This window comes from Streptomyces rishiriensis, assembly GCF_030815485.1.
Lineage (GTDB): Bacteria > Actinomycetota > Actinomycetes > Streptomycetales > Streptomycetaceae > Streptomyces > Streptomyces rishiriensis_A.
Genome location: NZ_JAUSWV010000002.1, coordinates 2,926,275 through 2,939,464 on the forward strand (window position 1 = coordinate 2,926,275; position 13,190 = coordinate 2,939,464).

Consider the following 13,190-nt stretch of genomic DNA (forward strand, 5'->3'; position numbering starts at 1 on the left):
CCGACGACGAGCCCCTGGGCGGGAGGCCCCCTGCGGGGCCAGGAGCACCGCCCCCGGCCCCAAGACGGCCCCCGGGGAGGCCCCGCCCCAAGCGGAAGGCCGACGTCGCGGTGCGACCCGGCAGCCGGTAGGTGCGGGGCTACTCCGCCTGGAGTACCAGCAGGGCCAGGTCGTCCTCCGGCGGTTGCTCGCCGAACTCGTGCACCAGCCGCCGGATCCGCTCCGCGATCAACTCCGCGTCGAGCCCGACGCAGCCCGCCAGCGCGACGGCGAGACCGTCCTCGTCGTCGAACTGGCGAAGGCCCGACCGCCGTTCCGTGACGCCGTCGGTGACGCACAGCAGGCTGTCGCCGGGCCGCAGCTCCAGGCTGTCGCTGGTGTACGTCACGTCCTCGATGACCCCGAGCAGGGTCTGCGGACGTCCGCCCGTGGCGACCGAGCCGTCCGGCCCGAGCAGCAGCGGCAACGGGTGCCCGGCGGAGGCGAGGGTGCAGCGGACCCCTCCCTCGAAGGGGGCCAGCTCGCCGTACAGGAGCGACAGGAAGCGGGTCTGCGGCCCGTCGCCCGGCCCGGCGGGGCCGACGAAGGCGCGGGCGGCGGCGTCGGCGGCCTCGGTCGCGTCGTCGAGAAGGAGCTGGTTGAGCCGGTCCAGGACGTCCGCCACGCCATAGCCCTCGCGGGCCAGCAGCCGCAGCCAGGGCCGGGCGAGGCCGATGACGACGGCCGCCTCCGGCCCCTTGCCCTGCACATCGCCCACCGCGAAGCACCAGCGGCCGTCGCCCGCCGGGAACAGGTCGTAGAAGTCGCCGCTCGGCCCGCCCTGTTCGCGCGGCTCGTAGACGAGGGCGCTGCGCACCCCGGGGATCTCGGCGACCGCGCCGGGCAGCAACCCCCGTTGGAGGACGGCGCTGATGGTGGCCTGGCGGGCGTACTGACGGGCCGCTCCGATCGCGAGCGCCACCCGGCGGCCGAGATCCTCGACCAGCCCGGTGACCTCGTCGGCGAAGGCCGGCCGCCCGGCCTGCCCGATGACCAGGGTGCCGAGCGGCCGGCCGCCGGCGATCAGCCGGTAGGCGAGGGCGGTGCCGTGCGGGCCGAGCGCCGCGCCCGGCCATGCGAAGGGCTCGGGCCCGGAGCGGGGACCGCCGTCGGGCGGACACGGCGGATCCTTCTCCAGGGCCCGGCGCAGTTCCTCGACGCGGTTCTCACAGCCGTGCCAGACCCTGGCCAGCCGCGGCCCGGGGCCTCCCGCCCACTCACCCCGTCCGCTCACCTCGTCCTCGAGCCACACCGCGCACCAGTCGGCGAGCCGCGGCACGAGCAGCTGGCCGGTCAGCGCGGCCACCAGGTCCTCGTCGAGCTGCCCGGCGAGCAGGTCGGACGCCTCGGCGAGGAAGGAGAGCGCACCGCGGTTGAGCCAGTCGCGGTCCCGTGACCCGGCGGGTTGCGGAACCGGGGCCAGTGCCTCGAGGAGAGCCGGGGCGGAGCCGAGCGGGTGGTCGGGGTGGGCCGCGCTCCCGGCGTGGCCGAAGCAGCCGAGGTGTCCCGACCGGCCGGGCAGGTCGTGTCCGTGGCCGGGATGCGGCTGGTCGTCGTGGCCGGGGAAGCCCGCGTCGGAGGACTCGTGGGCCGTCGGCAGCAGCCGGGCCCAGACCGTCTTCGTCCCCCTGCGGTACGTCACGCCCCAGGCGTCGGCGAGCGCGGCGACCAGACGCAGACCGCGGCCGTACTCCGCCGTCCCGTACGACGGTTCCGCGGTGCCGTCGCGTGGGGCGCGGGAGGGGTGGTGGTCGGAGACCTCGACGACGACCGCACGGCAGCCACCGGGCGGCTCCGGATGCCCGGGGTGTTCGGGGCTCTCGGCGCGCTCGGGATCCTCCTCCAGGCGGCAGGACACCTCGACGTCCGTGCCGGCGTGCACGACGGCGTTCGTGACGAGCTCGCTGACGACGAGCGTGGTGTCCCCCGTCAGGCGCTCGCCGGGCCCCCCGGCCTCCTCGGCGCCGAGCAGGCCGAGAGCGGCCCACTCGGTCAGCGCGGTGCGCGCCAGTTCGCGGGCGGCGCCGGGCGCGAGGGGACTGCCGTTCAGGGTGGCGCGGATGTGCGGGAGCACGACCGAGTGCGTACTCGGGTGCGCGGGCGCGCCCTGGGCACGGGACGCGGTCTCCCGTTGCGTCGGAATGGCCCCCATGCGCAGCTCCCCGGGCGGATCGGATGCCCACAGGGTGACAGACCGGTCCCGGCCATGAGCGCTGGGTTACCGAAGTGCGCCGTCCTGAGTGAGAACCGTGCTACGCGGCTGTCCGCTCGTGCTCGATGAAGCGCGGTTGAGGGGCGGAATCCGAGCATTCGGACTCCGCCCCGGCCGCGCGCCGCGCGCTGTGCTCCGCGCCGTCGCGCCCCCGCGCTCCCGTGCTACGCCTCGCGCGATCCGGCGTACATCTCGTCGATGAGGTGCTTGTACTCCCGCTCCACGACCGGCCGCTTCAGCTTCAGGCTCGGCGTGATCTCGCCGTGCTCGACGTCCAGGTCCCGGGGCAGCAGCCGGAACTTCTTGATGGTCTGCCAGCGCTGGAGACCCTCGTTGAGCTGCTTGACGTAGCCCTCGATGAGCTCCACGGTGACGGGCGCGGCGACGACGTCCGCGTACGACTTTCCGGCCAGCCCGTTGTCCTTCGCCCAGTCGAGGAGCGACGGCTCGTCGAGCGCGATGAGTGCCGTGCAGAAGTTCCGGTCGGCGCCGTGCACGAGGATGTTGGAGACGTACGGGCACACCGCCTTGAACTGTCCCTCGACCTCGGCGGGCGCGATGTACTTGCCGCCGGACGTCTTGATGAGGTCCTTCTTGCGGTCGGTGATGCGCAGGTACCCGTCGGGCGACAGCTCGCCGATGTCGCCGGTGTGGAACCAGCCGTCGGCCTCCAGGACCTCGGCGGTCTTCTCGGGGAGCCCGTGGTAGCCCTCCATGATGCCGGGGCCGCGCAGCAGGATCTCGCCGTCGTCGGCGATCCGCACCTCCGTGCCGGGCAGCGGCTTGCCGACCGTGCCGGTGCGGTAGGCCTCACCGGGGTTGACGAAGGAGGCCGCGGAGGACTCCGTCAGGCCGTAGCCCTCGAGGATGTGGATGCCGGCGCCGGCGAAGAAGTAGCCGATCTCCGGTGCGAGCGCCGCCGACCCGGAGACACACGCGCGCAGGTTGCCGCCGAAGGCCTCGCGGATCTTGGCGTAGACGAGCGCGTCGGCGACCTTGTGCTTGGCGCCGAGCCCGAAGGGGACGGCGGCGGTGCCGGTGCGCCGGAAGTTGTCCTGGGCGGCCTTGGCGTACTCGCGGGAGACCTCGGCGGCCCACTGGAAGATCTTGAACTTGGCTCCGCCGCCGGCGCGGGCCTTGGCGGCGACCCCGTTGTAGACCTTCTCGAAGATGCGCGGCACGGCGGCCATGTACGTCGGCTGGACGACCGGCAGGTTCTCGATGATCTTGTCGACGCGGCCGTCGACGGCGGTGACGTGCCCGACCTCGATCTGGCCGGAGGTGAGCACCTTGCCGAAGACGTGCGCGAGCGGCAGCCACAGGTACTGCACGTCGTCGGGGCCGACCAGGCCGGTCGCGGCGATCGCCTTCGCCATGTACGACCAGTTGTCGTGCGGCAGGCGGACGCCCTTGGGCCGGCCGGTGGTGCCGGAGGTGTAGATCAGGGTGGCGAGCTGGTCCTTCGTGATCGCGCCGACCCGCTCCTTGATCAGCTCGGCCTCCTTCTCCAGCCGGGCGGCGCCGCGCTTCTCCAGCTCGTCGAGGGTGAGGATCCAGTCGGCGGTCTCGACACCGGCCGGGTCGATCACGACCACATGGGTGAGGGCGGGAAGTTCGGCGCGCTTCTCGACGGCCTTGGCGAGCTGGGCCGCGTCCTCGGCGATCAGCACCTTGGACTCGGAGTCCGCGAGGATGAACGCCGACTCGTCGGCGTTGGTCTGCGGGTACACGGTGGTCGTGGCGGCCCCGGCGCACATGATGCCGAGGTCGGCGAGGATCCACTCGAGCCGGGTGGAGGCGGCGAGCGCGACGCGCTCCTCGGCCCGCACGCCCAGCTCGATCAGACCGGCCGCGATCGCGTAGACCCGTTCCGCGGCCTGCGCCCAGGTCAGGGACTTCCAGTCGTCGGGTCCCTCGCCGGCCGCGGCCGGTACCGGGTACCGATAGGCCTCGGCGTCGGGCGTGGACGCCACGCGCTCCAGGAAGAGGCCCGCGACGGACGGCGGACGGTTCTCGATCAGTGTCTGTGTGTCGCTCACGACATCCTCCGGGCCCGCGACGATGCGGCTGGCTCATTGCGGCGTCGTTCGACGCGGCGGTTGTTGACAGCGGCGGTTGTTGACGGCGGCTGTTGTTTAACTCACGAGTAACTACCGAGCAGGGATCAGAGTAGAGGGCGACTGGCCAGCACGTAAGGGGCTCCGGGCAGTCACTTTCTCCTGAATAAGGCCACAGGGCCCGCCGCGCTGTCGCGCGACGGGCCCTGGAAACCGGCGAAGATCGTGGCTATTTCTTGCCCTTGCCCGATCCCGCGTTCTCGTCACTGCTCAGGACGGCGATGAAGGCCTCCTGCGGAACCTCCACGGAACCCACCATCTTCATCCGCTTCTTGCCTTCCTTCTGCTTCTCCAGCAGCTTCCGCTTACGGGAGATGTCACCGCCGTAGCACTTGGCGAGGACGTCCTTGCGGATGGCGCGGATGGTCTCGCGGGCGATCACCCGGGAGCCGATGGCCGCCTGGATGGGCACCTCGAAGGCCTGCCGCGGGATGAGCTCGCGCAGCTTGGCGACCAGTCGTACGCCGTACGCGTACGCCGCGTCCTTGTGGGTGACCGCCGAGAAGGCGTCCACCTTGTCGCCGTGCAGCAGGATGTCGACCTTGACCAGGCTGGAGGCCTGCTCGCCGGTGGGCTCGTAGTCCAGCGAGGCGTAACCGCGCGTCTTGGACTTCAGCTGGTCGAAGAAGTCGAAGACGATCTCCGCGAGCGGGAGCGTGTAGCGGATCTCGACCCGGTCCTCGGAGAGGTAGTCCATGCCGAGCAGGGTGCCGCGCCGGGTCTGGCACAGCTCCATGATCGACCCGATGAACTCGGAGGGCGCGAGGATCGTGGCGCGTACGACGGGCTCGTACACCTCGTCGATCTTCCCCTCGGGGAACTCGCTCGGGTTGGTGACCGTGTGCTCGGCGCCGTCCTCCATGACCACGCGGTAGACCACGTTGGGCGCGGTGGCGATGAGGTCGAGCCCGAACTCGCGCTCCAGCCGCTCACGGATCACGTCGAGGTGCAGCAGACCGAGGAAGCCGACGCGGAAGCCGAAGCCGAGGGCGGCGGAGGTCTCCGGCTCGTACACCAGCGCGGCGTCGTTGAGCTGCAGCTTGTCGAGGGCGTCGCGCAGCTCGGGGTAGTCGGAGCCGTCCAGCGGATACAGACCCGAGAAGACCATCGGCTTCGGGTCCTTGTAGCCGCCGAGCGCCTCGGTGGCCCCCTTGTGCAGGGTGGTGATCGTGTCACCGACCTTGGACTGGCGGACGTCCTTCACACCGGTGATCAGATAGCCGACCTCACCGACACCGAGGCCGTCGGCCGACTTCATCTCGGGGGACGAGACGCCGATCTCCAGCAGCTCGTGCGTCGCGCCGGTGGACATCATGCGGATCCGCTCACGCTTGTTGAGCTGACCGTCGATGACACGCACGTACGTCACGACACCGCGGTAGGAGTCGTAGACCGAGTCGAAGATCATGGCGCGCGCGGGCGCGTCCTGGATGCCGATCGGGGCCGGCACATCGGCCACGACCCGGTCCAGCAGCGCCTCGACACCGAGGCCGGTCTTGGCGGAGACCTTGAGCACGTCGTCCGGGTCGCAGCCGATGAGGTTGGCGAGCTCCTCGGAGAACTTCTCGGGCTGGGCGGCCGGAAGGTCGATCTTGTTCAGTACGGGGATGATCTTGAGGTCGTTCTCCATCGCCAGGTAGAGGTTGGCGAGAGTCTGGGCCTCGATGCCCTGGGCGGCGTCGACCAGGAGGACGGTCCCCTCACAGGCGGCCAGCGACCGGGACACCTCGTACGTGAAGTCCACGTGCCCGGGGGTGTCGATCATGTTGAGGATGTGGGTCTTGCCCGGCTGCTCGGTCGGGGCCCAGGGCAGTCGGACCGCCTGGGACTTGATCGTGATGCCGCGCTCACGCTCGATGTCCATGCGGTCGAGGTACTGAGCACGCATCTGCCGCTGATCGACCACTCCGGTCAGCTGGAGCATGCGGTCGGCGAGCGTGGACTTGCCGTGGTCGATGTGCGCGATGATGCAGAAATTACGGATCAGAGCCGGGGCGGTACGGCTCGGCTCGGGCACATTGTCAGGGATCGCGGGCACGCAGGGTCCTGTCTCTTGAGGCGCCTTGTGCCTCGGGTCGGATCGATACGTAGGTTCCATGGTCCCACGGGTGGCGACCAGGGACCGGTTTGGGCCACTCGGGGAGCCACTGGTAGTCTGGGCAGCTGTGTCTCTTGCCCTCTCGGCACGAGGCACTTCTCCTCGGAGAACCTCTCGGACGACACCTGTCGGGAAACTCCGGGGATCTCGGAAAATCATCGGTACGGGACCCGTACGGGCCCGTGCCTGAACCTGCAAAGGCTCATTCGTGGCGAACATCAAGTCCCAGATCAAGCGGATCAAGACCAACGAGAAGGCTCGGCTGCGCAACAAGGCCGTCAAGTCCTCCCTGAAGACCGCGATCCGCAAGGCCCGTGAGGCTGCTGCCGCGGGTGACGTCGAGAAGGCCACCGAGTACCAGCGCGCTGCCGCGCGTCAGCTCGACAAGGCCGTCTCGAAGGGCGTCATCCACAAGAACCAGGCCGCCAACAAGAAGTCGGCGCTTGCTTCCAAGGTCGAGACCCTCAAGGGCTGAACCCCTCAGATCTGATCGCCGGAAGGACCAGGGCGGGCCCTCTCTCATCCGCCCCCGACCGGCACCCACGGATCGCGCGCGGCCTGCGTTCGCCACGCGGGCGCGATCCAGCAGCTGAAAGCTCGAACCGAAGGCCCCCGCCTCGCCCTTCCCCAGGGCGGATGCGGGGGCCTTCGGTCTGCCCGGATCCATCCGTACGCCGGGACCCGGGACCGATCCGTACGCCGGAACCCGGGCCGAGCCTTACGCCGGGGCCTCGTGCCGAGCCTTACGCCGGGGCCTCGTGCCGAGCCGTACGCCGGGACCGGGCCGCGTCAGGACCAGAACTCGTTGCTCGCGTCGATGTCCTCGACGCACTCGTCGAGATCACTGATCTTGTCACCGACGATCCGGAAGACGATGCCCCCGGTCTCGTCCATGTGCTTGCCGTTGCGCTCGGCGGTGATCCGGTGCAGGGAGACGGCGTGCCCCCGGCCGTCGACGAGCACGGTGCGCAGGTCGACGCGCAACGACCCGCCCGTCTCCGAGAACAGCCTGCCGTACATGTCCATGACCGCGTCGAGGCCCTTGAAGTCCCCGGCGAGCATGTGGGAACCGGGTACGTGGTGTGTACAGTCCCCCGTCATCAACCCGCGCAGGGCGTCCATGTCTCCGCGGCCGAAGGCTTCGTACCCCTTGCGGACGAGCTCCGCGTGCGGGTGTTCAGCCATGTCGATCGCCACCTTTCGCATCCGTCGGCGATGTGCGGCTGGTACCCCCCGATTCTCCTCCCCGGCGGGGGAACGGCTACTGGATCACCCCGGTGCCACCTGGGCGAGGCGGCTATCCGCGTCCCCCGGACCGCGCCGCCCGCGCCACGGCGACGACGGCCTTCTCGAGGGCGTACCCGGGGTCGTCACCGCCGCCCTTCACTCCCGCGTCTGCGTCGGCGACGGCCCGCAGCGCGGCGGCCACGCCGTCCGGTGTCCAGCCCCGCATCTGCTGGCGCACCCGGTCGATCTTCCAGGGCGGCATGCCCAGCTCGCGCGCGAGATCGGCCGGCCGGCCACCGCGCGCCGAGGACAGCTTGCCGATGGCGCGCACCCCCTGGGCCAGCGCACTGGTGATCAGCACCGGCGCGACCCCGGTCGACAGCGACCAGCGCAGTGCCTCCAGCGCCTCGGCCGCACGCCCCTCCACCGCCCGGTCGGCGACGGTGAAGCTCGAGGCCTCGGCCCGCCCGGTGTAGTACCGCCCGACGACGGCCTCGTCGATGGTCCCTTCGACATCGGCGACCAGCTGGGACACGGCCGAGGCCAGCTCCCGCAAATCGCTGCCGATGGAGTCGACGAGCGCCTGGCACGCCTCGGGGGTGGCCGACCGGCCGGTCGCCCGGAACTCCTGCCGCACGAAGGCCAGCCGGTCCGCCGGCTTGGTCATCTTCGGACAGGCCACCTCCCGCGCCCCCGCCTTGCGCGCGGCGTCCAGCAGCCCCTTGCCCTTGACTCCGCCGGCGTGCAGCAGCACCAGCGTGATCTCCTCGGCGGGTGCCCCCAGATACGCCTTCACGTCCTTGACCGTGTCGGCGGACAGATCATGCGCGTTGCGTACGACCACCACCTTGCGTTCCGCGAAGAGCGAGGGGCTGGTCAGCTCGGCGAGCGTGCCGGGCTGCACCTGGTCCGAGGTCAGGTCGCGCACGTCCGTATCGGCGTCGGCGGCCCTGGCGGCGGCCACCACCTCCTGCACGGCACGGTCGAGCAGGAGGTCCTCCTGGCCCACGGCAAGCGTCACCGGGGCGAGAGGATCGTCATTCGCAGTCTTCTTGGCCATCACCGAAAGCATCCCACGAGCCACTGACACCCCGGCCCCCGCCGACGAGCCACCGATGGATCACGGTCACGGCTCCTCCCGCCAGCCCTCCCACTCCCCCGCGAACCCGTCCAGCGCCGCCGCGTCGAGGCGTTCCTCCTCGTCCCGCAACAGGACGAGCCACTGCGCGTCCTCCGCGTCGTCCTCCCCCGCCAGCGCGTCCCTGACGACCCTCGGCTCCTCGCGCACCCCGAACCGCTCCCCGAGCGCCTGGGCCACCTCCTCCGCGGCATCGCGATCGGGCAGCACCAGCACATGTCTCACGTCACTCACCGCACCATCTTCCGACATGCTCGGGGGACAGTGCCCGACCGGTCACCCGTCGGCCGCCCCGTCCGGTCCCCCCACCCGGTCACCCCCGCCATCGGCCAGGAGCCTCGACGTCCTCAGTCCCGTGTCACCCGCAGCTCCCCGCCCGTGCCGGCCGCCACCGCCAGCGCTCCGTCCCGGTCCGTCCGCAGCACTGCCGCCCCTCCCGCGCGCAGCGCCGCGACCGTGCTGGGCGCGGGATGCCCGTACGGGTTGTCCGCGCCGCACGAGATCAACGCCAGCCGCGGCGCCGCGGCGCGCAGGAGATCAGGGTCCTGATAGGCCGAGCCGTGATGGGCCACCTTGAGCACGTCCACCCCCCGCACCAGCGGTGCCGCCGGCGATCGCAACAACGCCTGCTGGGCCGGGGGTTCGAGGTCGCCGAGCAGCAGCATCCGCAGCCCCGCCGTCCGCACGAGCAGGGTCACGCTCGCGTCGTTCGGCCCGTCCGGGCGCGGCGCCGGATGGGATGGCGGCCACAGCACCTCCCAGTCGAGAGCACCTGCCCGCCGCCGCTCCCCCGCCGCGGCCCGCACCACCGGCACATGTCTCGCCGCCGCCTCCCTCCGTACGAACTCCACCTGGTCCACGGGCTCCTCGAACCCCGTCGTCTCGATCGCGCCCACCGCCCGGCCCCGCAGCACCCCCGGCAGCCCGGCCACGTGATCGGCGTGGAAGTGGGTCAGCACGACGAGCGGCACCCGGGTGATCCCGAGCTTGCTCAGACACCGGTCGACCAGGGCCGGATCCGGCCCGGCGTCCACCACCACGCCCGCGCCCCCGCCCGCCGCCAGGACGGTCGCGTCGCCCTGCCCCACATCGCACATCGCGAGCCGCCAGCCCGGTGGTGGCCAGCCCGTGAGCACCCGGGTCAGGGGCGGCGGTTGCACCACCACGAGCAGCAGCAGCAACCCGCAGACCGCGCACAGCCACGGGTGCCGCGACAACCGCCGCCCGAGCAGCACCACCCCGCCCGTGACGAGGGCGAGCAAGGACGCCCCACCCCAGCTCCCCGGCCAGTCCACTCCCCCACCGGGCAGCGCCGCCCCGTACCGCGCCACACCCGCGATCCACTCCGCGGGCCAACTCGCGCACCATGCCAGCGCCTCGGCCACCGGCATCGCCACGGGGGCCGTCGCCAGCACCGCGAAGCCCAGCACCGTCGCCGGTGCGACCGCGAACTCCACCAGGAGATTGCAGGGCACCGCCACCAGACTCACCCGCGCCGACAACACCGCCACGACCGGCGCACACAGCGCCTGCGCCGCTCCCGCGGCCGCCAACGCCTCAGCGAGCCGCGGGGGCACCCTGCGCCGTCGCAGCGCGGCACTCCAGCGTGGCGCCACCGTCAGCAGGGCCCCGGTGGCCAGGACGGACAGCAGGAACCCGTAACTCCGGGCGAGCCACGGGTCGTACAGCACCAGCAGCAGCACCGCCGTCGCCAGCGCCGGGATCAGGGACCGGCGGCGGCCGGTCGCCAGGGCAAGGAGCACGATCGCTCCGCAGGCCGCCGCGCGCAGCACGCTCGGGTCGGGCCGGCACACCACCACGAAACCGAGCGTGAGCGCTCCGCCGAGCAGCGCGGTCGCCCGGAGCGGGACGCCGAGGCGAGGTGCCAGACCGCGGCGCTCGACCCGCTGGGCCAGCCCGGGCGGGCCGAGGAGCAGGGCGAGGATGATCGTGAGGTTGCTCCCGGAAACGGCGAGGGTGTGGGCCAGATCCGTCGCCTTGAACGCCTCGTCCAGTTCGGGCGTGATCCGCGAGGTGTCCCCGACGACCAGCCCCGGCAGCAGTGCCCTCGCGTCCGCCGGAAGTCCGTCGGTGGCCTCCCGCAGCCCCGCCCGCAACCGCCCTGCCGACCGCTGCGCGCCCGACGGTTCCCTGACGATCGACGGCATCGCGCGGCCCCGTACCCGCAGCACGGCCGCGAACCGGTCCGCGCCGGCCAGCGTGGGCGCCAGCCGCCCGGTCACCCGCACCCGTGTGGACGGCAACAGCCCCAGCCACGAGACCCCGGGCCGCACCCCCGGGCCCCGCACACCACCGGCCTCGGGCCGATCGGCGCCCTCCGCGGCACCCCCGAGAGCTTGACGGCCCGGCCCCCGATCACCCGGCACCTGACTGCCCGGCACCTGGCTGCCCTCGGGGTTCGCCCATCTCGCACCCGCGCCCCAGCGTGAACCGGCGTCCACCACCAGCAGCACCGGAGCCCGCGTCGCCACGGCCGTCCGGGCCGCCCCCTCGACGCTGCGCACCTCGGCGTCGATCAGGACGGACTCCGGGGTCACCTGGTTTCCTCTGACACGGGGCCGGGTGAGTCGTGGGTCGGAGGTGATCTCGATCTCGGCGGTGACGGTCGCGTACTCCCGCGCCAACTCCGGCACCGGCCCCCGGCGCAGATCGGCCCCGTGCAGCCCGGCCGACGCGGCAGCCGCGCCCACGCAGAGCAACGAGGCGGCGACCGTGACCCGGGGCCATGCACGCCCACCGGCAACAGGCCCCGCACCGCGCTCCGCCGCACGCCGCCGCACGATCAGCAGGGCACCGGCGGCCAGCAGGCAGACGGCGACGACGCCACCCACCAGTGCCGGGGCCGCGTCCAACGTCAGCGCCGCCGTCGCCCAGGCCGCCAGTGCGGGTGGTACGAGCCGTAGATCCACCGGCCCTTCCTGACGCGGATGGGCATCGCCCAGCCGCTTCCCGGAGGCCGCGTGCACAGGCCGGCGGGCACTGGATCCGGGTCCGGCTCGAACTCCGCCGGCCTCGGTGTCCTCGCGCTTCATGGCCGCACGAGATTCCGCAGGTCGGCGAAGCGTCGCTCGCCGATGCCGTTGACCTCGCGCAGTTCGTCCACCGACCGGAAGCCACCGTGCCGCGCCCGGTAGTCGATGATGTGCTGCGCCAGCACCGGTCCCACGCCGGGCAGCGTGTCGAACTGATCCGCGGTGCCCGTGTTGAGGGAGACGGGGACCGGGGGCCCGGCCCCCATGCCGGCACCGGTGGAACCGGCCGACGACGACCCCGCTCCCGTCCCCGCGGCTCCGGCCGGCGGGGCGGGGCCACCGACGACGACCTGCTCTCCGTCCACCAGGAAACGCGCGCGGTTGAGACCGTCGGTGTCGGTGCCCGGCCGCACACCACCGGCCGCGCCCAGTGCGTCGACCACCCGTGAACCGGCCGGTAGGCGGTGAATGCCGGGCTTCCTCACCTTCCCGCTCACGTCCACCACGATCTCGGCCCCGGTCGTACTCCCGGCGCCCGGCGATTCTGCCGAAGGGGCGGGCCCGGCGGCCGGGTTCAGCTCCCCCGCCGCATAAGGGATGGCGGCTCGCACCACTTCCGGTGGCCGCACCGGCTGGGCCCGGCCGACCCAGAAGTGCTGCACCGCGAAGGCGGCGGCGACGACCAGCAGCACCGAGAGCGCGAGCACGCTCCTGCGTTCCAGTCCGCAGCGCGCCAGCAGCCACACCGGCATCCGCTCCCGCAGGGCAAGCCCCACCCGCTCCTGCCAGGGCCCGGCGACACGAGGAGTACTCCCGCTACGGATCTTGTCGACGGTGACGTCACCGTCGACGTCACCATCGGCTCCAGCACCGCCATCCGCGCGCCGCACAACCCCGCAGTCCGGCATGTCGACCTGCGTCGCGTCAGACCTCTTCAGAACACCCGGCGCAGCCGGCGCCCCCGCTGCCGCCACCGCCGTGACAACCGCACCCGCCGATTCCAGCGCACCTGACGCACCCGGCGCCCCTGACGCACCCGACGTGCCCGGCTCATCGACAAGGACGGCGCCCCCACCATCCTCAGCGTCCCCGCCGCCCGGCGGGCCCATTCCCATCTCGCCCTGTTCCCGGGGCCGTTCGGCGAACAGGGCCTTCGCCCGGCGGCGGATCTCCTCCGCCGAGGCGTGTCGGTGTCCGGTCCTGCCGTTGCCCCGTGGGCGGGGACGGGGGCGGCGGGATCGTCCGTCGGAGCCGGGGCCCCGGCCGGGGCCGCTGGTCGCGTTCGGGCTGCGTGGATGTGATCGAAGTGCCATGCGACGAGGATCGGACAGATCGCCACACCGCGATGATCTTGCTCAATTTCCGG

Annotated in this window: 9 protein-coding genes; 1 reads left to right on the forward strand and 8 read right to left on the reverse strand. The window is 72.2% G+C overall.

Annotation, left to right across the window (positions count from 1 at the left end; genetic code table 11):
- Positions 1–139: 139 nt before the first annotated feature.
- The 3 genes from QF030_RS15505 to lepA all read right to left on the reverse strand — a co-directional run bounded on the left by QF030_RS15505 (position 140) and on the right by lepA (position 6,406).
- Positions 140–2,191 (reverse strand): SpoIIE family protein phosphatase, encoded by a 2,052-nt coding sequence (locus tag QF030_RS15505; protein WP_307163267.1) that lies wholly within the window; start codon positions 2,189–2,191, stop codon positions 140–142.
- 224 nt (positions 2,192–2,415) lie between these two features.
- A complete protein-coding gene (locus QF030_RS15510; protein ID WP_307163268.1) occupies positions 2,416–4,290 on the reverse strand; it encodes an AMP-dependent synthetase/ligase in 1,875 nt (624 codons plus the stop codon).
- Between the two features lie 247 nt (positions 4,291–4,537).
- Positions 4,538–6,406: a translation elongation factor 4 gene (lepA, locus tag QF030_RS15515; RefSeq protein ID WP_307163269.1), complete on the reverse strand. Its 1,869-nt coding sequence runs from the start codon at positions 6,404–6,406 to the stop codon at positions 4,538–4,540.
- Between the two features lie 268 nt (positions 6,407–6,674).
- Here lepA and rpsT point away from each other — a divergent pair, with 268 nt between their 5' ends.
- Positions 6,675–6,941 (forward strand): 30S ribosomal protein S20, encoded by a 267-nt coding sequence (gene rpsT, locus QF030_RS15520; RefSeq protein ID WP_020127768.1) that lies wholly within the window; start codon positions 6,675–6,677, stop codon positions 6,939–6,941.
- A gap of 314 nt (positions 6,942–7,255) precedes the next feature.
- Here the strand turns inward: rpsT and QF030_RS15525 are convergent, their stop codons facing one another.
- From QF030_RS15525 to QF030_RS15545, 5 genes are all read right to left on the reverse strand, one after another.
- Positions 7,256–7,651: a nuclear transport factor 2 family protein gene (locus QF030_RS15525; RefSeq protein WP_307163270.1), complete on the reverse strand. Its 396-nt coding sequence runs from the start codon at positions 7,649–7,651 to the stop codon at positions 7,256–7,258.
- A gap of 112 nt (positions 7,652–7,763) precedes the next feature.
- The gene (gene holA, locus QF030_RS15530) at positions 7,764–8,753 is read right to left on the reverse strand and encodes a DNA polymerase III subunit delta (RefSeq protein ID WP_307163271.1); all 990 of its coding nucleotides are present in this window, start codon (positions 8,751–8,753) and stop codon (positions 7,764–7,766) included.
- 66 nt (positions 8,754–8,819) lie between these two features.
- Positions 8,820–9,065 carry a hypothetical protein gene (locus tag QF030_RS15535; RefSeq protein ID WP_307163272.1) on the reverse strand — a complete coding sequence of 82 codons (246 nt, stop codon included), beginning with the start codon at positions 9,063–9,065 and terminating at the stop codon, positions 8,820–8,822.
- A gap of 113 nt (positions 9,066–9,178) precedes the next feature.
- On the reverse strand, positions 9,179–11,884 hold the full coding sequence (locus tag QF030_RS15540) for a ComEC/Rec2 family competence protein (protein WP_307163273.1): 2,706 nt from the start codon (positions 11,882–11,884) through the stop codon (positions 9,179–9,181).
- Positions 11,881–12,714: a helix-hairpin-helix domain-containing protein gene (locus tag QF030_RS15545; RefSeq protein WP_373428765.1), complete on the reverse strand. Its 834-nt coding sequence runs from the start codon at positions 12,712–12,714 to the stop codon at positions 11,881–11,883. The genes QF030_RS15540 and QF030_RS15545 overlap by 4 nt, the downstream gene beginning before the upstream one ends.
- Between the last annotated feature and the right edge of the window lie 476 nt (positions 12,715–13,190).

Excerpts from the sequence above, each read along its gene's own strand:
- QF030_RS15525 (WP_307163270.1), bottom strand. The coding sequence starts at position 7,651 with ATGGCTGAACACCCGCACGCGGAGCTCGTCCGCAAGGGGTACGAAGCC.
- QF030_RS15540 (WP_307163273.1), bottom strand. The coding sequence starts at position 11,884 with ATGAAGCGCGAGGACACCGAGGCCGGCGGAGTTCGAGCCGGACCCGGA.
- holA (WP_307163271.1), bottom strand. The coding sequence starts at position 8,753 with ATGGCCAAGAAGACTGCGAATGACGATCCTCTCGCCCCGGTGACGCTT.
- QF030_RS15505 (WP_307163267.1), bottom strand. The coding sequence starts at position 2,191 with ATGGGGGCCATTCCGACGCAACGGGAGACCGCGTCCCGTGCCCAGGGC.